The following is a 26373-nucleotide window of genomic DNA, read 5'->3' as shown; positions in this document are numbered from 1 at the left end:
GGGCGCTCAGCGCGCCCGCTCGGTCTTGATGACGAGGCGCGCCACCACGGAGAGGGCCAGGATGGCCATCGTGATCAGGAGGGCGCCCGCCCAGGCGAGGCTCTGCCAGTTCGGGTAGGGCGAGAGGGCGAATTGGTAGATCATCACCGGCAGGTTCGCGACGCCGCCCATCAGGTTGGCGTTGAACCAGGAATTGTTGTTGAGCGCCGTGAACAGGAGCGGCGCCGTCTCGCCGGCGATGCGGGCGAGGGCCAGGATCACGCCCGTGACGATGCCGGCGGAGGCGGCGCGCCACGTCACGCTCATGATCACCCGTGAGGTCGGTGCGCCGAGCGCGGCGCCGGCCTCGCGCAGCGTGCCGGGCACGAGGCGCAGCATGTCCTCGGTGGTGCGCACGATGACCGGCGTCGCGATGATGGCGAGCGCCACGCCGCCGGCCCAGCCCGAATAGGTTCCCATCGGCCGCACCATCAGCGTGTAGACGAACAGGCCGATCAGGATCGAGGGGGCCGAGAGCAGGACGTCGTTGAGGAAGCGGATCAGGTCGGCGAGCTTCGAGCCGCGGCCGTACTCGGCGAGGTAGGTCCCCGCCATCACGCCGATCGGGGTCGCCACCACGATGCCGATCAGGGTGAGGATGAGGCTGCCGAGCACCGCGTTGGCGATGCCGCCGCCCTCGGAGCCCGGACCCGGCGTCGGCTGGGTCAGGAGCGTCGCGGAGAAGCCGCGCAGGCCCTCGACGATGAGCATCAGCAGGATCGAGCCGAGCACCACGGCGCCGATGATGGTCGCCAGCAGGCAGGCGATCCTCAGAGTCCGGTCCGCCAGACGGCGGCTCGGGCGCACCCGGCTCCCGATGGGCGCACCGCCCCGTGGCGCGGCTTCGGTCAAGGGGTTGACGGCATCCATCGGCGGCCTCCTCAGGCGACCTTGGCGCGGCGCACGAGCAGGCGCGCGACGATGAGCACGATGACGGTGATCACGAAGAGGATGCAGCCGAGCGCCATCAGCGCGTTGAGCTGCATCCCGTCCGCCTCGTTGAACTCGTTGGCGATGCGGGATGCGATGGTCGAGCCCGGATCGAAGATCGAGGCGGAGAGACGGTTGGCGTTGCCGATCACGAAGGTGACCGCCATGGTCTCGCCGAGCGCCCGGCCGAGCCCGAGCATGATGGCGCCGATGATCGAGACCGAGGCCTGCGGGACGAGCACGTGGCGCACCACCTCCCAGGTGGTGCAGCCGATCCCGTAGGCGCTCTCCCGCAGGATGGTCGGGATCTGGTCGAGCATGTCGCGGGTGATCGAGGCCACGAAGGGCACGATCATGATGGCGAGGATGATGCCCGCCGTCAGGATGCCGACGCCGGAGGGAACGCGGGCGTAGAGCAGCGTGCCGACGATGGGCAGGCCCTCGACGAGGTTCGAGACCGGCACCTGCACGAAGCGCGCGAAGAGCGGCGCGAAGATGAACAGCCCCCACATGCCGTAGATGATGCTCGGCACCGCGGCGAGGAGCTCGATCGTCATGGCGACGGGCTTGCGCGCCCAGCCGGGGCAGAGCTGCGTCAGGTAGACGGCGATGGCGAGCGAGAGGGGCACGCCGATCAGAAGCGCGATCAGGGCCGAGGCGAGGGTGCCGACGATCGCGACCCAGGCGCCGAACTGCTCGGTGCCGATGTTCCAGGCGGTCGAGGTGACGAAGCCGGGCCCGAATTCGCGGAAGGCCGGCCAGCCGCCATAGGCGATCGAGCCGAGGATGCCGGCGAGGACGAGGAGGACGACGAGGGCGGAGCCGTAGGAGGCGGCGCGGAACAGGCCGTCGAGACCCTTGCTCGGGGGCCTGCGCACGATTCCCGCATCGGAGCGCGCCAGCGCGATCTGTTCGGTCAAGGAGGCCATCCGCAATTCTCGTCGGTTCGAGGCGTTTAGCGCGCGGCGGTGTCGGATGCGAGCGGAGCGGCGGGGCTCTCCCCTCCCCGTGCAGGGAGGGGAGAGGCGGCCGGCCTCACATGTTGAAGACGGGCTTCCCGTCCTTGCCCTTGATCTGCTTCCACTCCTCGTGGATCAGGCCGATGACGGCGTCGGGCAGGGGCACGTAGTCGAGCTCGGTCGCGAGCCGGTCGCCGTTCTTGTAGGCCCAGTCGAAGAACTTGAGCACGTCCGTCGACTTCGCGGCGTCAGCCGGCTCCTTGTAGACGAGGATGAAGGTCGCGGCCGTGATCGGCCACGCGCCCTCGCCCGCCTGGTTCGTGAGCGAGATGCCGAAGCCCGGGGCGGCCTTCCAATCGGCGCTGGCGGCGGCGGCCTGGAACGCCTTGTCGTCCGGCTGCGGGAACCTGCCGGCCTTGTTCTGGATCAGCGTGTGGCTGAGCTTGTTCTGCTTGGCGTAGGCCGATTCGACGTAGCCGATGGCGTTCGGGACCTGCTTGACGGTGGCGGTGACGCCCTCGTTGCCCTTGCCGCCCTGGCCGGCCGGCCAGGAGATCGTCGTGGCCGCGCCGAACTCCTTCTTCCAGGGCTCGGAGACCTGGGACAGGTAGGTGGTGAAGATGTTCGTCGTGCCGGAGGCGTCCGAGCGGTAGACCGGGGTGATCGTCGCCTCGGGCAGCTTCACGCCCTCGTTGAGGGCCGCGATCTTCGGATCGGACCACTTGGTGATCTTGCCGGCGTAGATGTCGGCGACGACCTCGCCCGTGAGCTTGAGCTTGCCGGGCTCCACGCCCGCGATGTTCACCACGGTGACGACGCCGCCCATCACGGTCGGGAACTGGACGAGGCCGTCCTTCTCGAGGGCCGCGCCCTTGAGCGGCGCGTCGGTGGCGCCGAAATCGACGGTCCTGGCCTGGATCTGCTTGATGCCGCCGCCGGAGCCGATCGACTGGTAGTTCAGTCCGGTGCCGGTCTCCTTGCGGTAGGCCTCGGCCCATTTCGAATAGACCGGGAAGGGGAAGGTGGCCCCGGCACCGGTGATGTCCGCGGCAGCCGCCGGGAGGGCGAGCTGGATCGTCGCGAGGCCGAGGGCGAGCGCGTAGCTGAAGGGTTTCACGTGCGTCTCCGTTTGCTGCCGGGCGCTCTGGACCGCGGCGCGCCGGATTCCGGGCGCCGCGGCACCGCGCGGTCGGCCGCGACAGCGGCCGGGGCTGCGATAGCCGCCCGACGATGCCGCCTCTATGACGGGGACATGACAAGGCGATGACAACGGCCGGGCGGCTGCAAGTCCCTGCACCGCTTACGCAGTGCGCCGCAATATTCGGGTCTCGGGCCCCTCGCGCCCGCGGGAGGGCGGACGGGATAAGCCGACCCGCATGGCACGGTTTGGGCGGCTCGCGCGTTCTCGTCTCGGCACTGCCGCGCATCGTCAGCGGCGGCATGAGGCCGGACGAGACCAATGCCGAGCGTGGACAACGATATGTCCGTGGAGCCTGCGGGCCAGACGGATTCAGGGCCAGGGGATCGGGGCCGGACCGATCCCGGCGAAGCGGCCTTCCTGGACCTCCACAGGCGTCGCGAGGCGCTGGAGCGGAATCTCGCGCTCGTGCAGGTGCGCCTGCGCTGCGCGCCCGACGCCGCGGAGGCGAACCGGGCGAAGGCCGATGAGGGAGGTTTGCTGCGGGATCTCGATCAGGTGCTCACCCTGATCCGCGCGGCGGAGTACCGGCGCCGACCCGGCGCCCGGCAGTGGTGAGGCGTCAGCCCGCCATCCGCTGGCGGTCCCGCTCCTTGTGGCGCAGGCGCAGCAGCAGGTCGATCTGCGAATCGGGGATCGGCTGCCGATCGACGCTGTCCTCGTAGATCGTGCGGAGCGCGTGGCCGAGGCGATAGGCGGTATCGACGCTCAGCGCCGGCACGGCACCGCAATTCTCCGCAGAGAAGCTATCGGACTGGGCGATGTCCTCGCACATCGTCTCTCCCCCCTTGAGACAGAAATGTCGCTTTCCGCACCTTCACCGGAAGCGCGCGGTGAATCTCGCGCGGGATGGTTAACAAATCATTACAGCCAAGTTGTCGGACAGTGCGAAGTCGAACGGGCTCCGGTGCGGGCCCGGGTGAACGAGCCGAAAAACTCCGAATACCCTGCGCAACTGCGTCGCATCTCGCGCGTTCGCGCGCCTCAGGCATCCGCACCTTGGAGAAGGCGCGCCGCGGCGGCGCGGGCCTCGTCCGTGACGGTGGCGCCGGCCAGCATGCGGGCGATCTCCTCCCTCCGCGCCTCGACCGGCAGCGTCGCGACCCGCGTCGCGACCCGGTCGCTGCCCTTCACGGGATCCTTGGCGATGAGGAAATGCGTCTGCGCCCGCGCCGCCACCTGCGGGGCGTGGGTGACGGCCACGACCTGGACGTTGCGCGACAATCTGGCGAGCCGCGCGCCGATCGCGTCCGCGACCGCACCGCCGACGCCGGTGTCGATCTCGTCGAAGATGAGGGTCGGCGCGGAGCCCTTGTCGGCGAGCACCACCTTCAGCGCCAGCATGAAGCGGGAGAGTTCGCCGCCGGAGGCCACCTTCATCATCGGGCCCGGCCGCGTGCCCGGGTTCGTCTGCGCCCAGAACTCGACCCGGTCGCTGCCGGCGGCGTCCCGCGACTCGGGGTCGGTGACGATCTCCGTGATGAAGCGCGCCCGCTCGAGCTTGAGCGGGGGCAGCTCCGCCTTCACGGCCGAATCGAGGGCCTTGGCCGCGCGCCTGCGCCCCTCGCTCAGCTTCTCCGCCGCCCGGGCATAGGCGGCCTCGGCCGCATCGAGATCCTGCTGCAGGCCGGCAAGCGCCTCCTCCCCCGCATCGATCGCCGCCACGTCGGCCTCGTAGCGCTCGCGCAGCGCCGCGAGGTCGTCGGCGGCGACGTCGTACTTGCGGGAGGCGGCGCGCAGGGCGAACAGCCGCTCCTCCACGCGCTCGAGTTCGCGGGGGTCGAATTCGGTCTCGGACAGCGCCGCGTCGAGGACGCTGCGCGCCTCGTCCAGGGCCGTGAGCGCCGCGTCGAGGGCGGCGACGCAGGGCTCGACGAGGGCGGGAAGCTGCGCGGCCCGCCGCTCCAGCTTGCGCACGGCCGAGGAGAGGTGGGCGCTGCCGGAATTCGGGCCGCCGACCGCCTCCAGCGCGTCGTTCAATTCGCGCGCGACCTTCTCGCTCTGCTGCATCACGGTGCGGCGCTCGGCCAGGGTGGCCTCCTCGCCGGGCTGCGGGTCGAGGGTGGCGAGTTCGTCCACCGCGTGGCGCAGGAAGTCGGCCTCCTTGCGCGCGGCCTCGACGCGGGCCCGCTTCTCGGAGAGAGCCGAGCGGGCGGCCCGCACCCGCTTCGCCTGCTCGCCGACCGCCGCGAGCGGCTTCTGCAGCCCGCCGAAAGCGTCGAGGATGGCGCGGTGCGTGCCGGGATCGGCCAGGGCCCGGTCGTCGTGCTGGCCGTGGATCTCGACGAGGGCCGCGCCGATCGCCCGCAGAACCTGCACGCCGACCGCCTGATCGTTGACGAAGGCGCGGGTGCGCCCGTCCGCCATCTGCGTGCGGCGCAGGATCAGGTCGCCCTCGGTGTCGATCTCGGCCTCCGCGGCGATGGCGCGGGCCGGGTGGTCGAGGGGCGCATCGAAGACCGCGGTGACGCTGCCCTGGCCCTCGCCATGCCGGACGAGGCGCCCGTCGCCGCGCCCGCCGAGCGCCAGGGCGAAGGCGTCGAGAAGGATCGACTTGCCCGCGCCGGTCTCCCCGGTCAGGACGCTCAGCCCTTCGCGGAAGTTCAGCTCAAGCTTGTCGATCAGAACGATGTCGCGGATCGCAAGCTGCACGAGCATGCCGCGTCGGAAGCCCTGTCGTCACTCTGGAAGGCCGTCATGTAAGGCCAAGCGCGGCGGAGCGCACGCCTAAAATGCAGCGCGGGCGAGGCGGCATCGGCCGGCCTCGCCCGCGCGTCGCATCCGGGCTAGCGCCCGCTCACTGGATGGCGGCGGTGCGGCCGGTGACCGAGGAGAAGGCGCGGCTCAGCCAGGAGCTCTTCTCCTCGCGGGGCTCCAGGCCGCCGTTCTGCAGGAGCGCGTGCGCGTCCTTGTACCAGGGCGAATCGGGGACGTTGTGCCCGAGCACGGCCGCGGCGTTCTGCGCCTCCTGCGTGATGCCGAGCGCCATGTAGGCCTCGACGAGGCGCTCCAGCGCCTCCTCCGTGTGGCGGGTCGTCTGGTACTTGCTGATCACGTCGCGGAAGCGGTTGATCGCAGCCGGGAAATTGCGCCGCTGCAGGTAGTAGCGGCCCACCTCCATCTCCTTGCCGGCGAGCTGGTCGCGGGTGATCTGGATCTTGGCCTTGGCGTCGCTGGCGTATTCCGAGGTCGGGTAGCGCTGGACCAGTTCCTGAAGGGCGACGAGCGCCTTCTCCGAACGGTCCTGGTCTCGGGTCACGTCCGGGATCTGCTTGTACTGCGACATCGCCATCAGATACTGGGCGTAGGCCGCGTCCTTGCTCGCCGGGTGCCGCTGCAGGTAGCGCTTCGAGGCGTTGATCGCGTCGTCGTACTTCTGGCCCTCGTAGTTCGCGTAGGCCGTCATCAGCAGCGCTTTGCGCGACCAGTCCGAGTAGGAATACTGCTTGTCGAGGTCGCCGAACTTCTTGACCGCGCCCTCGTAGTCGCTGTCCTCCATCTTGGCCAAGCCCTCGCTGTAGAGCTTGTCCGCGGGGACATCCGGAATGACCTCCGGCTTGTACTTCTCGGCGAAGGGATTGATCGAATCGAGCGCGTCGCAGCCGCCGAGTCCGAGGCCGAGGACGCTCAGGAGCACGGCCGCCAGCGCACCGCGGTTCGGATAGGTGACAGGCATTTGCGGTTCATTCCCCAACAGGCGCGGCTCGTTCTGCGAGAGCCTCGCGCCGCCAAGCCATCACGAGTGTCGATCCGGCGGACGGGACCATGCCACGGCACAAAGCACCGTCGCCTCCCCTGCAGCCCGCTCTTCACAGACGATTCACCCTGGCGTCCAATTCGGGCGTGAAAACGGCGGCCGAGCCGCCGCCGCGATCGGATGCAGGGTGTGTCTTGAGGGTTACAGCTCGCCCGCGAAGGCGGCGATCCCGAGGCCGACGCCGAATTCGGCGAGAGCGCTCTCGCGGCGGCCGCCCTGGGCCTCGACGATCGCGTAGTTGGCGCGGTCGGAGAAGAGGGCGGTAAGGACGCCGACATTCATGCGATGGCCACCGCAATAGGAGCGGTAGGCCCCCTGGAGCGGCAAGCCGGCGAGCGCGAGGTCGCCCACCGCGTCGAGGAACTTGTGGCGGACGAACTCGTCGGCGAAGCGTAGACCTTCCGGGTTCACCACCGCGGTCTCGCCGATGGCGACCGTGTTCTCGAGGGAGGCGCCGAGCGCGAAGCCCGCCTTCCAGTAGCGCTCCACGTCCTTCATCATGCCGAAGGTCCGGGCGCCCGCGATCTCGCGGCGGTAGGAGGCCGGGGTGAGGTCCATGGCCTTGCGGCTGCGGCCGATCACCGGGCTCTCGAAATCGATCTCGACGTCGAGGCGGAAGCCCCGGTCGATGGGGCGGAGTTCGGCGAAGGCGCGGCCGACCTCGATGCGGACGGGGCGCAGCACCTTGACCCATTTGCGGGGCGCCCCGCAGGCCGTGAGGCCGACGCCGTCGATGGCGCGGACGAAGGGAAGGGCGCTGCCGTCGAGGATGGGCATCTCGGGCCCGTCGATCTCGATCAGCGCGTTGTCGATCCCGAGCCCGTAGAGGGCGGACATCAGGTGCTCGACGGTGGCGACCGCGCCGCTCGCGACGTCGCCGATGACGGTGCAGAGTTCGGTGGCGGAGACGCAGGCGTGGTGGGCTTTGATGAACCGGTCGTTGCCGGTGGGCATCCCGGTCCGGAGGAAGGCGATTCCGTGATTGGCGGGCGCGGGGCGGATCGTGATCTGCGCCGGATTCCCGGAATGGACGCCGATACCGGACAGCGTCGTCGGAGCTTTGAGGGTCGTTTGTTGGTTCGTTCGCATTCCTTAGCCCTCGGCCGCGATCGGGCCGCTCCGGCGCCGAATAGACGCGCGCGAAGCCCCTCTCTGATCCGTCCGCTGCTTGGTGCCCCTGCGTGCGCGGGCGGCGAGACCGCCGCGCTTTTGTCGTTCCGAAATCGTCTATAGCCGTGCCCCTAAGTCCGGCCAAATCACGGATTCTTACGCTCTGTTACAACCGACCGCCTCGGACGCGAATCCAAAAGCTGTTCTTGATCAATGTGTTAACAATTAGTTAACACTGGCCGGTTGTATCGATCGCACTGTTGCAGAAAAACCGCAGACCGATCCCGGCCGCCCGGCGCACGCCCCGCAGAGTGAGCGCTTTCCAGGCATCGGGCACGGTTCGCGGGCATCCCGCGATCCAGGGGCGGAGGCTCGGCGTCCGGGGCGGGCGACACCCGGTTTCCCCGGTTCGCGCGCCTTCGGACGAAGTGTGAACGGGTGCAGTGAGGGGCACGGGGTCCGGGCGGAGGGCGCCCTGACCCGGTCCATCCATGAAGGCGGGAGGATGCCGAGGATCGGCGTCGCGTCCCTCGCCCGCCAGGGGAGGCATGCGCTCCGCGGGTCTCACCCCTGCGGTTGCCAACGATCCGATCCCGGCCTTGTCCGAGACGGCCGCCCCCGCATCGGGCCGGCGCGGCCCGGTCGCGAGGGAGTTTGGGCAGGGCAGCGACTGGGCCGCAGCGACGCTTCCTGCGTCATCGCCGCCCACGACGAACGCGGGCGGGCAATGCGACCGATCTCCGCGGCCCGGCACGCATCAGCGGCATCCAGAGAATCCGCCGCCCCGACGAGCGGGACGGCGTTCGCCTCTCGGGTCCCGGCTCAGGCCCCGTTCGCCTGACGGCGGAGGAAGGCCGGGATCTCGAGCTGATCGTCGTCGATCATCCGCTGGGCCGGGGCGACGCGACCCTGGGGGTCGAGACTGCCCTGAGCCGGGCGGTAGGCCGGCGCGGCGGGAGCGCGGGGTGCCGGCGGGGCCGCCGGCGGCAGGGCGGCCTGCTGCGGGGCCGGGGCGGGAGCCCGCGCAGGGGCCGGAGCGGCCTCGGGCTCGTCCCGGCGGCCACCGAAGCCGACCGTGGCGAGGCGGCGCAGCAGCGTCATGCGCTTCGAATCGGCCGGGGCCTCCACCGGCTCCTCGCCGCGGCTCATGCGGATCTGAGCCTGACCGATCGGGGGCAGTTCGTGGATCTGCGGCATGCGCGGCGGGCGGGCGAGCGGGGCCGCGGCATTCGCCGGGGCGGCCGGGCGCGGCGGCACGTAGGGTCCCGCGGCGACGGGGGCGGCGGGCTCGACCTGGGGGGCGGGCGGGGCTGCGTAGGGCACCGCGACGCGGGGCTGGGACTGGGTCAGCACGACGTCGTCGCGCACGACATGGGCCGGGATCTCGGACCGCAGGTCGGATCCGGCGATCATCGATTCGGGTGCGGCGGGGCGCACCGGCATGACCGGGCTCGGCGCGGGGGCCGCCTGGAGCGGGCTCTGGGTCATCATCTGCGGCGCCGGCTCGGCCGCGCGGGGTGCGGCGGCGGGGTGCGCGGCGCGCGCGCGGGCCTCGGCCCGCAGCCGCTCGGCGACCTCGGCGATGCGCTGCTCGGTCTGCACGATCTCGGGATTGTTCGGCGAGTTCGCGGAGATCAGCAGGGGCTCGATGCCGGTGGCGACCACCGAGACGCGGATGATGCCGTCGAGGCTCTCGTCGAAGGTGGCGCCGAGGATGATGTTGGCGTCCTGGTCGACCTCCTCGCGGATGCGGGTGGCCGCCTCGTCGAGCTCGTACAGGGTGAGGTCGTTGCCGCCGGTGATCGAGATCAGGAGGCCGCGGGCGCCCTTCATCGACACGTCGTCGAGGAGCGGGTTGGCGATGGCGGCTTCCGCGGCGCGGTTGGCGCGCTTCTCGCCGGAGGCCTCGCCGGTGCCCATCATGGCCTTGCCCATGCCGCGCATGATCGCGCGCACGTCGGCGAAGTCGAGGTTGATCAGGCCCTCCTTCACCATCAGGTCGGTGATGCAGGCGACACCCGAGTAGAGGACCTGATCGGCCATCGCGAAGGCGTCGGCGAAGGTGGTCTTCTCGTTGGCGACCCGGAACAGGTTCTGGTTCGGGATCACGATCAGGGTGTCGACGGCCGCTTGCAGCTCCTGGATGCCGGCCTCGGCCGTGCGCATGCGGCGGATGCCCTCGAACTGGAACGGCTTCGTCACGACGCCGACCGTCAGGATCCCCATGTCGCGGGCCGCCCGGGCGATGACCGGGGCCGCGCCGGTGCCGGTGCCGCCGCCCATGCCGGCGGTGATGAAGCACATGTGGGCGCCGGAGAGCTGGTCGCGGATCTCGTCGATCACCTCTTCCGCCGCCGCCGATCCGACTTCGGGGTGCGAGCCGGCGCCGAGGCCCTGCGTGACGCCGATGCCCATCTGGATGACGCGCTCGGCCTTCGACGAGGTCAGCGCCTGCGCGTCGGTGTTGGCCACGACGAACTCGCAGCCGAGGAGCCCCGACTCGATCATGTTGTTGACGGCGTTGCCGCCGGCTCCGCCGACACCGAAGACGGTGATGCGGGGCTTGAGTTCCCGGATGTCCGGCGCCTGGAGACTGATGGCCATGATGCTCGACCCTCTCGTGTTTCGCGATGTGCTAGGGCGTCCCGGCGGGGGCGCCGATTCGTGTCCGATGCCGCGGCGGAGCGTCTCGCCCGCCGCGCCTCACCTCAGAAGCTCCGGCCGATCCAGTCGATGAGCCGGTCAAAGTAGCCGTCCGTTCCCGTGCCCGCGAAGAAGCCGGCACCGCGCGGCTCGAAATGCTCCGCATGCGCGACCTGCGGGTAGACGAGGAGCCCGACCGCCGCCGAGAAGGCGGGACCCTTGGCCGCCTCCGGCAGGCCGCGGATGCCGAGCGGCCGGCCGATCCGGACCTGCCCCTGCATCACCCGGCGGGTGACCTCGGGCAGGCCGACGAGCTGGCTGGCGCCGCCCGTGAGCACGACGCGGCGGCCCGCCTGCTCGGCGAAGCCGGCATTGCGCAGGCGGTCGCGGACCAGCTCGACCACCTCCTCCACCCGCGGCCGGATGATCCGCACGAGGTGGGAGCGCGGCACGTGGGTCGGCGCGTCGGCCTCGTCCTCGCCGACGCCGTGGACCGCGATCATGTCGCGCTCGTCGGACGGCGTGGCGATGGCCGAGCCGTAGAGGGTCTTGAGGCGCTCGGCCGCGGCGACCCGCGTCGAGAGCCCGCGGGCGATGTCCATCGTGACGTGGTGGCCGCCCACCGCGATCGCGTCGCAATGGACGAGGTGGCCGCCCGAGAACACGCCGACGCTGGTGGTGCCGCCGCCCATGTCCACGACGGCCACGCCCATCTCCGCCTCGTCGTCGACGAGGGCCGAGAGGCCGGCGGCGTAGGGGGTGGCGATCACCGCCTCGACGCCGAGATGGCAATGCTCGACGGCGAGCATCAGGTTGCGGGCGGCCGCCGCCTCGCTGGTGACGACGTGAAGGTCGACGCCGAGGGCATCGCCGATCATGCCCGAGGGATCGATCACGGCGCCCTGTCCGTCCAGCGCGTAGCCGGTCGGCAGGGCGTGCAGCACGGCGCGGCCGGGGCTCACCGCGTGGGCGCTCGCGGTCTCGAGGACGCGCTCGACGTCCGAGCCCGTGACGGTCCCGGTGCGGACGCCGACCCGTGCCTCGAAATGCTGGGAGCCGAGGCGGCCGCCCGACATGTTGACGATGACCGACTGGACCTCGACCTTGGCCATCCGCTCGGCGGCCTGGACCGCGTGCCGGATCGAGTTCTCGGCCTTCTCCAGATCGACGATGACGCCGCCCTTGAGGCCGAGCGAGCGCTGGTGGCCGATGCCGATGATGCGGGCGAGGTGCGTGCGGCCCTTGAGGGTCGTCAGCGCCTCGGCCGGCTGCAGCTCGGCGATGAGGCAGACGACCTTGCTCGTTCCGATGTCGAGGACCGACAGCGTCGCGCTCCGGCGGGCGGAGAGCGGCTTCAGTCTCGGCGTGAGGCCGTGGTGGCTGTGCATCGAACGCTACCGGACGAAGGAGACGGGGACGGGCGCGGAGGGGCGGATGACGGCAGCGCTCATGTCGCCGTCCCCTTCTTCGGCTTCTTCTGGCTCTCGGCCCGGGCGGCGGCGGCCTCCTCGGTCAGGCGCACCACGACGCGGTCCGGCATGCGCAGGTCGACCGCGATGATGTCCTTCTCCAGGATCTTCGCCTCGCGCTCGAGCTTGACCAGCCGGGCGAGCGCCTCGGCCGCCCCGCGCTCGGGCAGGCGCACGTCGACGCCGTCGAGCTTCAGGGTCCAGCGGCGGCCGGAGACGAAGGTGCCGGCCTTGACGCGCTCGCCGAGGGCGCCCGCGGCGGCGATCAGGCCGAGATACTCGCCGAGCCGCGTGTTGGCCTCGTCACCCACCACGAGGGGCAGGCTCGCGTAGCGGTCGTCCCGCATCGTGTCGATCACGGTGCCGTCGGCGGCGATGACGCTGAGCTCGCCGTTCTTCTGCCAGAGGGCGGCGGGCTCGCGCTCCACCTGGTTGATGACGATCTCGTTCGGGTAGAGCTTGCGCACGGAGGCGCTGGCGATGAGCGGCACCCGCATCAGGCGCTCGCGCACGTCGGTCACGTCGAGGAAGACGACGGAGGAGCGCCCGTCGATGCCGGCGGCCTGCAGCACCTCGCGCTCGTACATGCGGGAGATGCCGGAGATCGTCACGCGCTCGACGCCGAAACCGGCGAGCCGCGCGGCGATGTCGAGGGGGCGGCCGTGCTCGGCGACGAAGGCGTCGTAACGCCCGCTCGCCACGAAGCCCGAGACGGCGACCAGGGCGAAGGCGGCGGAGAGGCCGAGCGTGCCGGCGTAGGGCGGCAGGCGCTCGGCGATCGGGGTCACGGGCCGCAGGCGGCGGCTGCGGCGGAGGAACCGGGGCAGCCGGGCCGCGAGGCGCGCGCGCAGGCCGCCGTCACCGGGGTACCCGGCGGGGCTCAGCGGCCCAGAGAAGCGTCCTCCACCATCCATTGGACGAGCTCACCGAAACTCAAGCCAGCATGGGCTGCGATCTCCGGCACAAGGCTCGTCTGGGTCATGCCGGGTTGCGTGTTGACCTCCAGCACGACGAGGGCACCGGTTCCTCCCGGTGTATCGTCGTAACGAAGGTCGGCACGGCTGACGCCCCGGCAGCCCAGTGCTTGATGCGCCGTTAACGCCAACTCTTGGACACGCTGGTAAACATTTGGTTTAATTTCTGCCGGCAGCACGTGGATCGACCCCCCCGCGGCGTACTTCGCGTCGAAGTCGTACCACTCCCCCGAGGCGGGCTTGATCTCGATCACCCCGAGGGCCCGGTCGCCCATCACCGCGCAGGTCAGCTCGCGGCCCGCAACGTAAGTCTCCGCAAGGACTTGCTCCCCGTACGTCCAGTCCTCGCGGCCGAGTTCCTGAGGCGGGTGAGAGCGCCCGTCGCGCACGATGATGACCCCCATCGAGGAGCCTTCCGCGATCGGCTTGACGACGTAGGGAGGGGTTAACGGGTGTGCTCTGGCTGCATCATGACGGTTAACGACGCGGCCCTCCGGCACGCTGACTCCGGCCGCGTGCATGATCGTTTTGGCACGCTCCTTGTGCATGGCGAGCGCCGAGGCGAGCACGCCCGAATGGGTGTAGGGGATCTTCAGGAGCTCCAGGAGGCCCTGGATGGTGCCGTCCTCGCCGGCCGGGCCGTGCAGCGCGTTGAAGGCGGCATCCGGCCTGAGCTCCGTCAGCACGGTCGCGACGTCGGGTCCGACATCGACGGGGGTGACGCGGTAGCCCTGCTCCTCCAGGGCGCGGGCGCAGGCGGTGCCGGAGCGCAGCGAGATCTCTCGCTCGGAGGACCATCCGCCCATCAGGACGGCGACGTGCTTGGACATGGGCGGCCTCGTGGGTTGGGGAGGATGGGACGTTGGGAGGGCGTCGACGGCAGCGATCCCGATCAGGCCGCGATGCCGATCCGCTTGATCTCCCAGTGCAGCTCGATTCCGGCAGTCTCGCGCACGCGCCGGCGGACCTCCTCGCCGAGGCCCTCGATGTCGGCCGCGCTGGCGCCGCCCCGGTTGATCAGGAAGTTGCAGTGCATCTCGGAGACCTGGGCACCCCCGACCGTCAGGCCCCGGCAGCCGGCCGCGTCGACGAGCTGCCACGCCTTGCCCCCCGGCGGGTTCTTGAAGGTCGAGCCGCCGGTGCGCTCGCGAATCGGCTGGGCGGCCTCGCGGGCGGCGGTGACGCGCTCCATCTCCGCCTCGATCGCCGTGCGGTCGCCGGGCCGGCCCCTGAACAGCGCGCTCGTGAAGATGACGTCGTCCGGCGCGGACGAATGCCGGTAGGCGAAGCCCATCTCCGCGTGGGTGAAGGTGCGCAGAGCGCCGCGCCGGTCGACGCCCCGCGCCTCGACGAGGACGTCGGTGGTCTCGCCGCCGTGGGCGCCCGCGTTCATGCGGAGCGCTCCGCCGACCGAGCCCGGAATGCCGCGGAAGAAGGCCAACCCGTCGAGCCCGGCCTCGGCCGCGGCCTTGGCGAGCCGCATGTCCGGCACGGCGGTGCCGGCGCGCAGGCTCTCGCCGTCGATCTCGACGCTGCCGAAGGCCTTGCCGCCGAGGCGCACCACCACGCCCGGCACGCCGCCGTCGCGCACGATGAGGTTCGAACCGAGGCCGATCACGGTCACCGGCACGTCCGGATCGAGGGCGGCGAGGAGCTGGGCGAGATCCTCCTCGTCGGCGGGGGTGAACAGCACCTGCGCCGGGCCGCCGACGCGGAACCACGTCAGGTCGGAGAGCGGCTGGTTCGCCAGGAGCCGGCCGCGGAGCTGGGGCGCTCTGGCGCGAATGTCATCGATCAGGTCGGGGAATGTCATGCTGGCGTTCGCTAGAGGCGGGGGCAGGCCGCCGGAGTGATGCCGCGATAGCGGGACGGGGGCGGCATGGCGAGAGGGGTCGTCCTCACCCGCGCGGCGGAACGCAGCCCGAGCCGGCGGTCCATCTCCACCGGCCGCCGGCTCGGGCACGCGGCGACGCGGTCGCGGAGATCGTGCCCGAGCGCGCAGCCGCCTGAGCCGCCCTCACCCCTTCAGGCTCGCGAGCTCTCCCGGAAGGGCGTAGGCCCATTGCGTGATGTTGCCCGCACCCAGGCACACCACGTAATCGCCGGGCTTGGCGTGGCCCGCGACGATGCCGGCCAGATCCTCCGAGCGCTCCAGCGCCACCGCGTCCCGGTGCCCGCGCGACTTCAGGCCCGCCACGAGGCTGTCCCGGTCGATGCCCTCGATCGGCTGCTCGCCCGCCGCGTAGACGGGGGCGACGATGACGGTGTCGGCGTCGTTGAAGCAGGTGCAGAAATCGTCGAACAGCGTCTGCAGGCGGGTGTAGCGGTGAGGCTGCACCACGGCGATGACGCATCCGTCCGTCGAGGCGCGGGCGGCCTTCAGCACCGCCTTGATCTCCACCGGATGGTGCCCGTAATCGTCGAAGATCTGCGCGCCGTTCCACTCGCCCGTGCGGGTGAAGCGCCGCTTGACGCCGCCAAATCCCGCGAGCGCGTTGCGGATCGCCTCCGCCGAGACGCCGAGCTCGTGCGCGACGGCGAGCGCGGCGGTCGCGTTCAGCGCGTTGTGCTTGCCGGGCATCGGCAGAACGAGGTCCTCCATCTCCATCCGGAAGCCGGGGCGCCGGTCGCGGATCATCACCCGGAAGCGGCTCTGGCCGCCGCGGAGATCCACGTCGATGAGGCGCACGTCGGCCTGCGGGTTCTCGCCGTAGGTGATGATGCGCCGGTCCTCGATGTGCCCGACGAGGTCCTGCACGATCGGGTGGTCGATGCACATCACGGCGAAGCCGTAGAAGGGGATGTTGTCGATGAAGCGCCGGAAGGCGTCCTTCACCGCGTCGAACGAGCCGAAATGGTCGAGGTGCTCGGGGTCGATGTTGGTGACGATGGCGACGTCCGCCGGCAGCTTCAGGAAGGTGCCGTCCGATTCGTCGGCCTCCACCACCATCCACTCGCCCTCGCCCATGCGGGCGTTGGTGCCGTAGGCGTTGATGATGCCGCCGTTGATCACCGTCGGGTCGAGGTTGCCGGCATCGAGCAGCGTCGCGACGAGGGAGGTCGTCGTCGTCTTGCCGTGGGTGCCCGCGATCGCCACGCAGGACTTGAAGCGCATCAGCTCGGCCAGCATCTCGGCGCGGCGCACCACGGGCAGGCGGCGCTCGCGGGCGGCCACCAATTCCGGGTTGTCGCGGCGGATCGCGGTCGAGACGACGACGAGGGCCGCCTCCTCGACGTTCTCGGCCGCGTGGCCCACGAAGGTGCGCATGCCCTTCTCGGAAAGGCGCCGGACGTTGGCGTTGTCGTTCGCGTCCGACCCCTGCACCGTGTAGCCGAGGTTGTGCATCACCTCGGCGATGCCGGACATGCCGATGCCGCCGATGCCGATGAAGTGGATGGGTCCGAGCTTGTCGGGCAGCTTCATGGTTCAGAACCGTTCCGTTCGGGCGCGGTGAGCGCAGAATCGGGATTGTCAGGTGCGGGAAGCCGTCTCGAGGACGACCGCGGCGAGACGCTCGGCGGCGTCGTGAATGCCCGCGCTTTTGGCCGCTGCGGCCGCCCGGGTCAATTTTTCGGGATTTCCGAAGAGGTCGACGAGCTCGGCCGTGAGCCGGTCGGGGGTGAAGGCGCTCTGCGGAATCGCCAGCGCCGCGTCGATGCGAGCGAGCGTCGCGGCATTGGCCGCCTGATCCTGGTCGAGGGCGCCGGGCAGGGGCACCAGGATCGCGGGCCGGCCGATCGCGGCGAGTTCGGACACCGTCGAGGCGCCGGAGCGCGCGACGACGAGGTGGCTTCCCGCCATCCGCCCCGGCAGGTCGCGGAAGAAGGGCGCGGCCTCGATGCCGCGCAGGCCCATCGCGAGATATTCGTTCTGGACCGCCGTCAGGTCCTCGGGCCGGGCCTGCTGGACGAGGACGAGGCGGGCGCGCAGGTCCGCGGGCAGCTGCGCGACGGCCTTGGGCACCACCTCGCCCATCACGCGGGCACCCTGGCTGCCCCCGAAGACGAGGAGGCGCAGGTCGTCGCCGGGGCCGAGCGGCGGGTAGGCGATCCCGGCCGCCTCGATCACGGCCGGGCGCAGCGGATTGCCGGTGTGGATGCGGGGCGCCCGCGCCTTGTCCGGCACCCCGCGCACCTCGGCAAAGCCCGTGCAGAGGGTGCGGGCGCCGCGGGCCAGGAAGGCGTTGGCCCGGCCCATCACGGCGTTCTGCTCGTGGAGCACGGTCGGCACGCGCAGGATCTGCGCGGCCAGCATCGGCGGCACGGTCGGGTAGCCGCCGAAGCCGACGACGACGGCCGGGTTGATGCGCCGGATCTGGCGGGCCGCCTCCCCGAAGCCGCGCCCGAGGGTGAGGAGCGCGCCGGCGCGGCGCACCAGCGAGCGCCCCGAGGGCGTGGCCGAGGGAATCGTGACGATCTCGGAGGCCGGGAAGTCCTGCGCGATCGAATCGACCCGCGCGTCCGTGGCGAGCGCGACGCGCAGGCCCCGGTCGCGCAGGGCGTGCGCGAGGCTCTCGGCCGGGAAGAGATGCCCCCCCGTGCCGCCGGCGCAGAGGAGGATCGTCGCCTGGAAGACCGTCACCGCATCACTCCCGCGACGGTGGCGGGCGCGGTGCCGGGCGGCTTCTGGCTGAGCATGGTCATGCGGGGGCGCTTGCGGGTCAGCGCGATGAGGAAGCCCATGCCGAGCGCGAGCGAGATCAGCGACGAGCCGCCGTAGGAGACGAAGGGCAGCGTCATGCCCTTGGCGGGCATCAGGCGCGTGTTCACCGCCATGTTGATGCAGGCCTGCAGGCCGAACAGGGTGGTCAGGCCCGTGATGGCGAGGCGCGTGAAGGTGTCGTCGGTGCGCCGCGCGAGCTTGAGGCCGCGCATCACGATGAAAGCGAAGAGGGCCACGAGACCGAGACAGACCAGCACGCCGAACTCCTCGCCGGTGACGGAGAAGATGAAGTCCGTATGTGCGTCGGGCAGGTGGCGCTTGGCCACCCCCTCCCCCGGCCCGGTGCCGAACCAGCCGCCGGAGCGGAACGATTCGCGCGACCAGAATTCCTGGAAGCTGTCGCCCGAATCCTTGTCGAGGAAGCGGGTGATGCGCTCGCGCACGTGGTGCAGGAACGTGTAGGCGGTGAAGACGCCGATGAGGCCGAGGGCGCCGAGTCCCGCCACCCAGAACCAGTGCAGGCCGGCCACGAAGAACAGGGCGCACCAGACGATCGTGATCAGCATGGTCTGCCCGAAATCGGGCTGCAGGATCAGCGGCACGATGGTGATGGGCAGGAGCAGGATGGCGAGGAAGCCGCCGGGCATGTCGCGGCGCTGCGCGCCCTCCGAGAAGGCCCAGGCCGCCACCACCACGAAGGCGGGCTTCACGAATTCCGAGGGCTGCAGGCCGAAGGAGCCGAACTGGATCCAGCGGTGCGCGCCCTTGATCTCAGGGCCGAACTTGCCGGCGAGCACGCACAGGACGACGCCCAGAAGCCAGGTCACGAGGGCGATCCGGCGGACGTGGCGCAGGGACAGGAACGAGACCGCGACGATGAGGAGGATGGTGGGCGCGAGGTAGAGCGCCTGGCGGTTCAGGAAGTAGAAGGTCGGCAGGCCGATGCGCTCGGCCACCGGCGGGCCGCCGCCCATCAGGAAGACGAGGCCCGCCACCATCAGGGCACCGAGCGCGGCGAGCAGGCCGCGGTCCACGGTCCACCACCAGTCGGTCAGGGGCGTGCGTTCCGCGCGGGACATCATGGCAAGCGGCGTGCTCCGTCCGGGGGACGCCCGGGGGGAGCGTCCGACAGCCGGCGGCGATCCTGTGCCCGAATGGTAAAGGGTCTCTTATGGTTATCGGTTTCTGACGGGCGTTACGACTCAGGGTAGCGCCCGCACGAGATCGCGGAAGCGGTCGCCGCGCTCCTCGAAGCTGCGGAACTGGTCGTAGGAGGCGCAGGCCGGCGAGAGCAGCACCACGGGCTCGGGCGCGGCGGAGGCGGCGGCGCCCTCCGCCGCGGCGCGGGTCGCCGCGTCGAGCGTCTCGCAGCGGGTGTAGGGCACCGCGCCCTCGAGCGTCGCCGCGAAGGCGTCGCTCGCCGCGCCGATCAGGTAGGCGTGGGCGACGCGGGGAAACAGGGGAACGAGCGGGTAGATGCCGCCCTCCTTCGCCTTGCCGCCGAGGATCCAGTGGATGTCGCGGAAGGCGGTGAGTGCCTTCTCGGTCGAGTCGGCGTTCGTGGCCTTCGAATCGTTGACGAAGAGCACGCGGCCGCGCCGGGCCACCTCCTCCATCCGGTGCGGCAGGCCGGGGAAGCTGCGCAGACCGGCCTGCAGGGCCTCCCCCGTCACCCCGAGGCCGCGCACGGCGGCGGCCGCCACGGCCGCGTTCTGCCAATTGTGCGCGCCGCGCAGCGAGCCGATGCCGGACAGCTCCGCCACCACCGCCTCGCCCTCGCGGATCACGCCCTCGCGGGCGACGAGCCCGTCGACGGGGGTCAGCGCCTCGGTCGGGCCGGCGACGTGGACGCGCACCGTCGGGCCCTCCCGCCGCTCGGCGATGAGCCGGCTCGGCCCGTCGTCGATGCCGACGACCGCGAGGTCGGCGCCCGCCACCAGCCGCTCCTTGATGGCCGCGTACTGCTCCATCGTCCCGTGGCGATCGAGGTGGTCCGGCGTGATGTTGAGGAGGATGCCGACCGAGGGCTTGAGCGAGGGCGTCAGGTCGATCTGGAAAGAGGACAGCTCGATCACGTGGACGCGGCCCGCCATCGGCGGCTCCAGCGACAGGATCGCCGTGCCGATGTTGCCGCCCATCTGCACGTCGTGCCCCGCCGCGCGCAGGAGATGGGCGATCAGCGCCGTCGTCGTCGACTTGCCGTTCGTGCCGGTGATGGCGATGAAGGGGGCGCCCGGGGCGCTCTTCGCCCGCTCGCGGCAGAACAGTTCGACGTCGCCGATCACCGCGACGCCGGCCGCGCGGGCGAGGCCCACCGTCCAGTGCGGCTCGGGATGGGTCAGCGGCACGCCGGGCGACAGGATCAGCGCGGCGAAGTCCGACCACTCGGCCTCGCGGAGATCCACGGTCTCGATCCCCTGCTCGTCCGCCCGCTCCCGGCTCGCCGGGTTGTCGTCCCAGGCCGCGACCGCGGCCCCGCCGGCCCGGAGGGCGAGCGCGGTCGCGAGCCCCGATCCGCCGAGGCCGAACAGGGCGACGCGGCGCCCTTCGTAGGTTGTGACGGGGGTCATGGGCCTTCCGGTACGCGGGCGACGATTTCGCCGCCGAAGGACCATATCGTCGCCGCTAGCGCAACTTCAGCGTCGCGAGGCCGGCGAGCGCCAGGATCACGGCGATGATCCAGAAGCGGATCACGACCTGCGGCTCCTTCCAGCCCTTCTGCTCGAAATGGTGGTGGATCGGCGCCATCCGGAAGACGCGCTTGCCCGTGAGCTTGAAGGAGGCGACCTGGATGATCACCGACATGATCTCGAGGACGAACAGGCCGCCGACGATGGCGAGCACGATCTCGTGCTTCGTGGCCACCGCCACGGTGCCGAGGAGGCCGCCGAGCGCGAGCGAGCCGGTATCGCCCATGAAGATCTGCGCGGGCGGCGCGTTGAACCAGAGGAAGCCGAGGCCCGCACCGATCACCGCGCCGCAGACGATCGCGAGCTCGCCCGTGTCGCGCACGTAGTTCACCTGCAAGTAGTTGGCGGTGAACGAGTTTCCGACGAGGTACGCGATCACCCCGAAGGTGCCGCAGGCGATCATCACGGGCACGATGGCGAGGCCGTCGAGACCGTCCGTGATGTTGACCGCGTTGCCCGCGCCCACGATCACGAAGCCCGCGAACAGCACGTAGAACCAGCCCAGATTCAGGAGCGCGTCCTTGAAGACGGGGAAGGCGAGCTGGTTCTGGAGGGCGGCCGGCGAGTAGACCGCGATCATCGTGCAGGCGGAGATCGCGATCAGCGCCTCCAGCGCGAGCCGGAACTTGCCCGAGAAGCCCTTGTGGGATTGCTTCGTGACCTTGAGGTAATCGTCGTAGAAGCCGATCGCGCCGAAGCCCAGCGTCACCACGAGGGTGATCCAGACGTAGTGGTTGCGCGGGTTCGCCCAGAGCAGCACCGCCACGATGGCGCCGGCCAGGATCATCAGCCCGCCCATCGTCGGCGTGCCGCGCTTGGTCAGGAGGTGGGATTGCGGCCCGTCCTCGCGGATCGGCTGGCCCTTGCCCTGCCGCAGGCGCAGCAGCGAGATGATCAAGGGGCCGAACCAGAACACGAACAGGCCCGCCGTGAAGAGCGCGCCGCCGGTGCGGAAGGTGATGTAGCGGAAGACGTTGAAGGGCGAGAAGGAGCCGCTCAAGTCCGACAGGAGATACAGCATCCGGGGCTCGGCCGCAGCAGGGTTCGAAGTGGGAAGCGGGGCTTGGGAGGGTGCGGCGACCTCCGGCCCGTCCGCGCCCGCCCGAGGGAGGCTCGCGGCGCGAATAGCGATGTCACGGGGCCGCCGAGAGGGCCGCCCCGCGCTGGTCAGCGCCGCCCGCGTAGCGGGCTTTGAGCGCCTCGACAATCCGTCCCATGCGAATGCTGTTCGAGCCCTTCACCATCACGGCGTCGCCGGATCGCAGGGCGCCGAGGAGCGGATCGACGAGATCGGCGGAGGTGGCGCAGGCGACCCCACGGCGGCCGACCGGCAGCGCCTCGAAGAGGTGGCGCATCAGGGGCCCTGCGGTGAAGACGAGATCGATCCCGCTCGCCTCGACGGCGGCGGCGAGCTCCCGGTGGTGGCGCTCGGCCGCCTCGCCGAGTTCCAGCATGTCGCCGAGCACGGCGATGCGGCGCCCGCGCGGACCGGTCTCGATGGCGGCGAGCGTCGCCAAGGCGGCGCGGATCGAGGCCGGGTTGGCGTTGTAGCTCTCGTCGACGAGGAAGGCCTCTCCGCCCTTGATCGAGAGCGCGGTGCGCTCGCCGCGGCCGACGGGCGGCTTCAAGGCCGCGAGCGAGAGCGCGGCGCGGGCGAGGTCGGCTCCGAGCGCGTGCACGACGCCCATCACGCCGAGGGAGTTCATGGCGACGTGGCGGCCCGGCGTGCCGAGCTGGTAGGTGACGGGGATCCCCATCACGCTGGCGTCGACCACCGACAGGTCGGGGCGCAGGACGATGCGGTTCGCCCGCACGTCGGCGTCCGGATGCTCGCCGAAGGTGACGACGCGGCCGGCGCGCGAGGCCTGCGCGTGGGCCAGCAGGCGCGGGAAGTTCGGGTTGTCCCGGTTGATCACGGCGACCCCGCCGGGCTTCAGCCCGGAGAAGATCTCGCCCTTCGCGTCGGCGATGGCCGAGAGCGAGCGGAAATGCTCGATATGGACCGGCTCGACCGTGGTGATCAGGGCCACGTCCGGCCGCACCATCGCGGCGAGCGGCAGGATCTCGGCGGCGTGGTTCATGCCGATCTCGAACACGCCGAAGCGGCTACCGGCCGGCATGCGGGTCAGCGTGAGGGGCACGCCCCAGTGATTGTTGTAGGAGGCGACCGAGGCGTGCGTCGCTCCTTGCGCCGAGAGCACGTGGCGCAGGGCCTCCTTGGTGCCGGTCTTGCCCACGGAGCCCGTCACCGCGACGATCGCGGCGCCCGTCCGTGCGCGGGCGGCCTGCCCGAGGCGGGTCATGGCGTCGAGGACCGGATCGGCCGAACCCTCCGGCACCGCCAGGACGGGACCGTGCCCGGACAGTTCCGCGGCGCGGGATTCGGCGACGACCGCGGCGCCCGCTCCGCGCTTCAGGGCATCGGGGACGAAATCGTGCCCGTCGCGGGCTTCGCCGCGGATCGCGAAGAACAGGTCGCCGGGCTGAAGGCTCCTCGTGTCGATCGAGGCACCGGTGATCGGCCGGGCCTCGCCCTGCAGGCGGCCGCCGGTCGCCGCGGCGAGGCTCTCCGCGGTCCAGAGCGGCGCGTCGGTCATCTGGTCGGTCATCCCTTCACCTCCGCGATCGCGGCGCGGACCACGTCGTGGTCCGAGAACGGGAGCACGCGATCCCCCACGATCTGGCCGGTTTCATGACCCTTGCCGGCAACGACGAGCACGTCGCCCGGCCCGAGACCCGTCACGGCCGCGCGGATCGCCTCGGCCCGGTCGCCGATCTCGACCGCGCCGGGCGCGGCCTCCAGGATCGCGGCGCGGATCGCGGCGGGCTCCTCGCTGCGCGGGTTGTCGTCGGTGACGATGACGCGGTCGGCGAGGCGCGCCGCGATGGCGCCCATCAGCGGGCGCTTGCCCCGGTCGCGGTCACCGCCGCAGCCGAAGACGAGGACGAGGCGGCCCGTCGCGAAGGGGCGCAGAGCCGTCAGCACGCCTTCCAGCGCCTCCGGCTTGTGGGCGTAATCGACGAGGCAGAGCGCACCGCCGACCTCGCCGATCCGCTCCATGCGCCCGGGGACGCCCGCGAGGTGATCGAGGGCCGCGAAGACGGCGGCCGGATCGGCGGCGCCGGCCGGGGTCGCGAGGGCGAGGCCCGCCGCCACGAGGGCGTTCTCGACCTGAAAGCCGCCGACGAGGGGCAGGCGCACCGTGTGGCTGCCGCCGGGCCCGACGAGGCGGAGCACCTGCGCGAAGCCCTCGGTGCGGGTGTCCTCGAGCCGGATGTGGGTGCCGGCACGGCCCGTGGTGCGGATGTCGAGCCCGTTGGCTTCGGCCGCGGCGACGACGCGCTCCGCATAGGCGCCGTCCGCATTGATGACCGCCGGAATGCCGGGTGAAGCCAGCGTCGTGAACAGGCGCAGCTTCGCCGCGAGGTATTCCTCGACCGTGGCGTGATAATCGAGATGGTCCCGCCCGAGATTGGTGAAGCCGACCGCCGACAGCCGCACGCCGTCGAGCCGCCTCTGCACGATGCCGTGGGAGGAGGCCTCCATGGCGAGGTCCGTGATGCCCTCCTGCCGGGCGAGGCAGGCGAGCGTCCGGTGCAGCGAGACGGGGTCGGGCGTCGTCAGCGAGCCGTAGGAGGCGCCGCGGTTCGTCACGATGCCGACCGTGCCGAGGCTTGCCGCCTCGCGGCCGAGGCGGGCGAGGATCTGGCGGGTGAAGTCGGCGACCGAGCTCTTGCCGCTCGTGCCGGTGACGGCGACGACGGTCTCGGGCTGCAGGCCGTGGAAGCGGGCGGCGGCGAGGGCGAGGCAGCGATGCACGTCCTCGACGGCGATCCAGGGCACGTCGGGGTCGAGGTCCGCCGGCGGCGCGCCCTCCCCCACGACGGCGATGGCGCCGGCGGCGACGGCGCCTGCCGCGAAGGCCTTGCCGTCGACGCGGGTGCCCGGCACCGCCAGGAACACGAAGCCAGGGGCCACCTTCCGCGAGTCGGCGGTGAGGCCCGCGACCACGTAGTCCCCGGCCCCGTCGGTCGGGGCGGCGGGAAACAGGTCACTCAGCGTCGGGCCGATCGCCGTCATCGCGCGCACCCTCCGGTCACGGGCCGCCCACCTGCGTCGCGTGATAGGCGCCGAGCTTCACCATGAGCGGGAAGGGCTTGGCCGGCGGTTCGAAATAGGGCGGCAGGCCGAGGATCGGCGTCACGCGCTCGATCACCTTGCCCGTCACCACGCCCGAATTCCAGGCCGCGGTGGCGTACCCGCCGCTCTCGGGCAGGCCCTGCGGCTCGTCCATGAGCGTGACGAAGAGGTATCTCGGCTTGTCCATGGGCGCGGCCGCCATGAAGGTCGTGAACAGGCGGTTCTTCACGTAGCGCCCGTTGATCACCTTCTCGGCCGTGCCGGTCTTGCCGCCGACGAAGTAGTAGGGGATCGCCGCCTTCTTGGCGGAGCCCTCCACGGCGTTGAGGCGCATGATGAAGCGCATCGCCTCGCTGGTCTCGGGCTTCAGCACGCGCGTCGCCTTGGTCATCGCCTCCTCGGGCGTCGTCTTGAGGAAGGTGGGCGTCATCAGGAAGCCGCCGTTCGAGATCGCGGCCACCGCGGCCGACGCCTGGAGCGGGGCCACCGCGAGGCCGTGGCCGAAGGCGATGGTGATCGTGTTGATCTCGGTCCAGCGCGGCGGGATTATCGGCGAGGCGCTCTCCGGCAACTCGGTCCGCAGGCGGTCGAGCAGGCCCATCTTCTTGAGGAAGGCCTTGTGGCCGGGCACGCCGACGCCGAGCGCCATCTTGGCCGAGCCGATGTTGGAGGAGTGCGTGAACACCTCCGGCATGGTGATGACGCGGTTGGTGCCGTGATACTCGTGGATCTTCTGGCGGCCCCAGTTCAGCACGCCGCCGCGGGTGTCGAACGTCGAGTTGACGTTGTACTTGCCCGATTCCAGCGCCATGGCGAGCGTCATCGCCTTGAAGGTCGAGCCCATCTCGTAGACGCCGACGTTCATGCGGTTGATGCGGTCGTCCGAGAGCGCGTCGACCGGGTTGTTCGGGTCGAAATCGGGCATCGAGACGAGGGCGATGACCTCGCCCGTCGTCACGTCCATGATCATCGAGGCGCCGGCCTTGGCCCGGAAGTGCTCGATGCCCTTGGCGAGCTCGTCGCGCACGGCGAACTGGGCGCGCAGATCGATCGAGAGTTGAACCGGCTTCAGGTCGGTCTGCTTCTCGATGAGGCCGAACTCGTTGAGCGCCTTGTTGCCCTGGTTGTCGATGTACTTCTCGATGCCGGCGATGCCGACATTGTCGAGGTTCGTCACGCCGAGGACGTGGGCGGCGGCGGTGCCGTTCGGGTAGACCCGCTTGTGGTCGGGCAGGAAGCCGATGCCGGGAATGCCGAGCCGATGCACCTCGGCCTGCTGCTTCGGGGTCAGCTCGCGCTTCACCCAGACGAAGCCGACGCCCTTCTTGCCGGGCTTCGGCGTCAGCTTGGCGCGCAGCTCCGTGGCGTTGAGGTCGGGCAGGACGGCGGTGAGAAGCTCCACCGCCTCGTCCTTGTCGTAGATGTTGCCGGGCTCGGCGAAGACCGAGACGGTGCGGATGTCGGTGGCGAGCACCTCGCCGTTGCGGTCGACGATGTCGGGGCGGATCGCCGTCGTCGCGGCGGCCGCGACCCGGTGCTCCTGGCTCGGCGGGTCGCCGAAGGCGGCCATCATCAGGAGGCGCACGCTGATCGCGCCGAACACGCCCGCGAAGGCGAGGCCGACGAGGCCGACGCGGGTGTAGGAGCGCTCGATCGCGAGGCGGAACATGGCCCGCACGAGGCGCATCGCGGCGCCGTCCCGCGGCGCTCCGGGCTGCGGGGCTTCGTGCGCGCCCGCCTCGTCCGGCGGCGCGTCCCAGCCGGCCTCCGGCCCCGACGCCTCCTCCTGCACGGAGGAAG

General features: G+C 71.1%; 21 protein-coding genes. 1 reads left to right on the top strand and 20 read right to left on the bottom strand.

Going from position 1 to position 26373, the window contains the following annotated elements; all coding sequences use genetic code 11:
* Positions 1 to 6 precede the first annotated feature (6 nt).
* The 3 genes from pstA to pstS form a co-directional block, all read right to left on the bottom strand.
* Positions 7 to 909, bottom strand: coding sequence for a phosphate ABC transporter permease PstA (gene pstA, locus E1J50_RS08930; RefSeq protein WP_132252618.1), 903 nt, complete (start codon positions 907 to 909; stop codon positions 7 to 9).
* Between the two features lie 11 nt (positions 910 to 920).
* On the bottom strand, positions 921 to 1898 hold the full coding sequence (gene pstC, locus E1J50_RS08925; protein WP_132252616.1) for a phosphate ABC transporter permease subunit PstC: 978 nt from the start codon (positions 1896 to 1898) through the stop codon (positions 921 to 923).
* A 106-nt stretch (positions 1899 to 2004) separates the two neighbouring features.
* Positions 2005 to 3045 (bottom strand): phosphate ABC transporter substrate-binding protein PstS, encoded by a 1041-nt coding sequence (gene pstS, locus E1J50_RS08920; protein ID WP_132252613.1) that lies wholly within the window; start codon positions 3043 to 3045, stop codon positions 2005 to 2007.
* Positions 3046 to 3387: 342 nt separating this feature from the next.
* Between pstS and E1J50_RS08915 the strand changes: the two genes are divergently transcribed.
* On the top strand, positions 3388 to 3684 hold the full coding sequence (locus E1J50_RS08915; protein WP_405029846.1) for a hypothetical protein: 297 nt from the start codon (positions 3388 to 3390) through the stop codon (positions 3682 to 3684).
* Positions 3685 to 3688: 4 nt separating this feature from the next.
* Here the strand turns inward: E1J50_RS08915 and E1J50_RS08910 are convergent, their stop codons facing one another.
* The 17 genes from E1J50_RS08910 to E1J50_RS08830 form a co-directional block, all read right to left on the bottom strand.
* A complete protein-coding gene (locus E1J50_RS08910; RefSeq protein ID WP_132252611.1) occupies positions 3689 to 3901 on the bottom strand; it encodes a hypothetical protein in 213 nt (70 codons plus the stop codon).
* Positions 3902 to 4110: 209 nt separating this feature from the next.
* Entirely contained in the window at positions 4111 to 5784 is a 1674-nt protein-coding gene (recN, locus tag E1J50_RS08905; protein ID WP_132252608.1) for a DNA repair protein RecN, read from the bottom strand.
* Positions 5785 to 5923: 139 nt separating this feature from the next.
* On the bottom strand, positions 5924 to 6802 hold the full coding sequence (locus E1J50_RS08900; RefSeq protein WP_132252606.1) for an outer membrane protein assembly factor BamD: 879 nt from the start codon (positions 6800 to 6802) through the stop codon (positions 5924 to 5926).
* Positions 6803 to 7024: 222 nt separating this feature from the next.
* Complete coding sequence (gene lpxC / locus E1J50_RS08895) at positions 7025 to 7972, bottom strand: UDP-3-O-acyl-N-acetylglucosamine deacetylase (protein WP_132252604.1); 948 nt, start codon at positions 7970 to 7972, stop codon at positions 7025 to 7027.
* An 843-nt stretch (positions 7973 to 8815) separates the two neighbouring features.
* Positions 8816 to 10597 (bottom strand): cell division protein FtsZ, encoded by a 1782-nt coding sequence (gene ftsZ / locus E1J50_RS08890; protein WP_132252601.1) that lies wholly within the window; start codon positions 10595 to 10597, stop codon positions 8816 to 8818.
* 104 nt (positions 10598 to 10701) lie between these two features.
* Positions 10702 to 12024 (bottom strand): cell division protein FtsA, encoded by a 1323-nt coding sequence (gene ftsA, locus E1J50_RS08885; RefSeq protein WP_132252599.1) that lies wholly within the window; start codon positions 12022 to 12024, stop codon positions 10702 to 10704.
* Between the two features lie 59 nt (positions 12025 to 12083).
* The gene (locus E1J50_RS08880) at positions 12084 to 13019 is read right to left on the bottom strand and encodes a cell division protein FtsQ/DivIB (protein ID WP_132252596.1); all 936 of its coding nucleotides are present in this window, start codon (positions 13017 to 13019) and stop codon (positions 12084 to 12086) included.
* Positions 12986 to 13909 carry a D-alanine--D-alanine ligase gene (locus tag E1J50_RS08875; RefSeq protein WP_132252594.1) on the bottom strand — a complete coding sequence of 308 codons (924 nt, stop codon included), beginning with the start codon at positions 13907 to 13909 and terminating at the stop codon, positions 12986 to 12988. Before E1J50_RS08875 ends, E1J50_RS08880 begins: the two co-directional genes overlap by 34 nt.
* A 62-nt stretch (positions 13910 to 13971) precedes the next feature.
* Positions 13972 to 14892 (bottom strand): UDP-N-acetylmuramate dehydrogenase, encoded by a 921-nt coding sequence (gene murB, locus E1J50_RS08870; protein WP_132252592.1) that lies wholly within the window; start codon positions 14890 to 14892, stop codon positions 13972 to 13974.
* A 204-nt stretch (positions 14893 to 15096) separates the two neighbouring features.
* The gene (murC, locus tag E1J50_RS08865; protein ID WP_132252590.1) at positions 15097 to 16503 is read right to left on the bottom strand and encodes a UDP-N-acetylmuramate--L-alanine ligase; all 1407 of its coding nucleotides are present in this window, start codon (positions 16501 to 16503) and stop codon (positions 15097 to 15099) included.
* Positions 16504 to 16551: 48 nt separating this feature from the next.
* On the bottom strand, positions 16552 to 17661 hold the full coding sequence (gene murG, locus E1J50_RS08860; RefSeq protein WP_132252587.1) for an undecaprenyldiphospho-muramoylpentapeptide beta-N-acetylglucosaminyltransferase: 1110 nt from the start codon (positions 17659 to 17661) through the stop codon (positions 16552 to 16554).
* On the bottom strand, positions 17658 to 18824 hold the full coding sequence (locus tag E1J50_RS08855) for an FtsW/RodA/SpoVE family cell cycle protein (protein WP_132252585.1): 1167 nt from the start codon (positions 18822 to 18824) through the stop codon (positions 17658 to 17660). The genes murG and E1J50_RS08855 overlap by 4 nt, the downstream gene beginning before the upstream one ends.
* 120 nt (positions 18825 to 18944) lie before the next feature.
* Positions 18945 to 20312 (bottom strand): UDP-N-acetylmuramoyl-L-alanine--D-glutamate ligase, encoded by a 1368-nt coding sequence (gene murD, locus E1J50_RS08850; RefSeq protein WP_132252583.1) that lies wholly within the window; start codon positions 20310 to 20312, stop codon positions 18945 to 18947.
* A gap of 55 nt (positions 20313 to 20367) precedes the next feature.
* Entirely contained in the window at positions 20368 to 21453 is a 1086-nt protein-coding gene (gene mraY, locus E1J50_RS08845; protein WP_132252581.1) for a phospho-N-acetylmuramoyl-pentapeptide-transferase, read from the bottom strand.
* 112 nt (positions 21454 to 21565) lie between these two features.
* Complete coding sequence (locus tag E1J50_RS08840; RefSeq protein WP_132252652.1) at positions 21566 to 23029, bottom strand: UDP-N-acetylmuramoylalanyl-D-glutamyl-2,6-diaminopimelate--D-alanyl-D-alanine ligase; 1464 nt, start codon at positions 23027 to 23029, stop codon at positions 21566 to 21568.
* A gap of 8 nt (positions 23030 to 23037) precedes the next feature.
* Entirely contained in the window at positions 23038 to 24513 is a 1476-nt protein-coding gene (locus tag E1J50_RS08835; protein ID WP_132252579.1) for a UDP-N-acetylmuramoyl-L-alanyl-D-glutamate--2,6-diaminopimelate ligase, read from the bottom strand.
* A 16-nt stretch (positions 24514 to 24529) separates the two neighbouring features.
* Positions 24530 to 26260, bottom strand: coding sequence for a peptidoglycan D,D-transpeptidase FtsI family protein (locus tag E1J50_RS08830; protein WP_132252650.1), 1731 nt, complete (start codon positions 26258 to 26260; stop codon positions 24530 to 24532).
* Positions 26261 to 26373: the final 113 nt, after the last annotated feature.

Source organism: Methylobacterium segetis (assembly GCF_004348265.1).
Classification (GTDB): domain Bacteria; phylum Pseudomonadota; class Alphaproteobacteria; order Rhizobiales; family Beijerinckiaceae; genus Methylobacterium; species Methylobacterium segetis.
Note: the sequence above shows the minus strand (reverse complement) of the source record. Positions and strands in the feature narration are given on the sequence as shown.

Bases quoted from the DNA above. Each gene is read 5' to 3' on its own strand.
- ftsA (WP_132252599.1), bottom strand. From the start codon at position 12,024: ATGCACAGCCACCACGGCCTCACGCCGAGACTGAAGCCGCTCTCCGCC.
- recN (WP_132252608.1), bottom strand. From the start codon at position 5,784: ATGCTCGTGCAGCTTGCGATCCGCGACATCGTTCTGATCGACAAGCTT.
- lpxC (WP_132252604.1), bottom strand. From the start codon at position 7,972: ATGCGAACGAACCAACAAACGACCCTCAAAGCTCCGACGACGCTGTCC.
- pstC (WP_132252616.1), bottom strand. From the start codon at position 1,898: ATGGCCTCCTTGACCGAACAGATCGCGCTGGCGCGCTCCGATGCGGGA.
- murC (WP_132252590.1), bottom strand. From the start codon at position 16,503: ATGAAGCTGCCCGACAAGCTCGGACCCATCCACTTCATCGGCATCGGC.
- E1J50_RS08830 (WP_132252650.1), bottom strand. From the start codon at position 26,260: ATGCGCCTCGTGCGGGCCATGTTCCGCCTCGCGATCGAGCGCTCCTAC.
- murD (WP_132252583.1), bottom strand. From the start codon at position 20,312: ATGACCCCCGTCACAACCTACGAAGGGCGCCGCGTCGCCCTGTTCGGC.
- E1J50_RS08855 (WP_132252585.1), bottom strand. From the start codon at position 18,824: ATGATGTCCCGCGCGGAACGCACGCCCCTGACCGACTGGTGGTGGACC.
- E1J50_RS08875 (WP_132252594.1), bottom strand. From the start codon at position 13,909: ATGTCCAAGCACGTCGCCGTCCTGATGGGCGGATGGTCCTCCGAGCGA.
- E1J50_RS08915 (WP_405029846.1), top strand. From the start codon at position 3,388: ATGCCGAGCGTGGACAACGATATGTCCGTGGAGCCTGCGGGCCAGACG.
- E1J50_RS08880 (WP_132252596.1), bottom strand. From the start codon at position 13,019: ATGGATGGTGGAGGACGCTTCTCTGGGCCGCTGAGCCCCGCCGGGTAC.
- E1J50_RS08900 (WP_132252606.1), bottom strand. From the start codon at position 6,802: ATGCCTGTCACCTATCCGAACCGCGGTGCGCTGGCGGCCGTGCTCCTG.
- mraY (WP_132252581.1), bottom strand. From the start codon at position 21,453: ATGCTGTATCTCCTGTCGGACTTGAGCGGCTCCTTCTCGCCCTTCAAC.
- ftsZ (WP_132252601.1), bottom strand. From the start codon at position 10,597: ATGGCCATCAGTCTCCAGGCGCCGGACATCCGGGAACTCAAGCCCCGC.
- pstA (WP_132252618.1), bottom strand. From the start codon at position 909: ATGGATGCCGTCAACCCCTTGACCGAAGCCGCGCCACGGGGCGGTGCG.
- E1J50_RS08835 (WP_132252579.1), bottom strand. From the start codon at position 24,513: ATGACGGCGATCGGCCCGACGCTGAGTGACCTGTTTCCCGCCGCCCCG.
- E1J50_RS08840 (WP_132252652.1), bottom strand. From the start codon at position 23,029: ATGACCGACGCGCCGCTCTGGACCGCGGAGAGCCTCGCCGCGGCGACC.
- murB (WP_132252592.1), bottom strand. From the start codon at position 14,892: ATGACATTCCCCGACCTGATCGATGACATTCGCGCCAGAGCGCCCCAG.
- E1J50_RS08910 (WP_132252611.1), bottom strand. From the start codon at position 3,901: ATGTGCGAGGACATCGCCCAGTCCGATAGCTTCTCTGCGGAGAATTGC.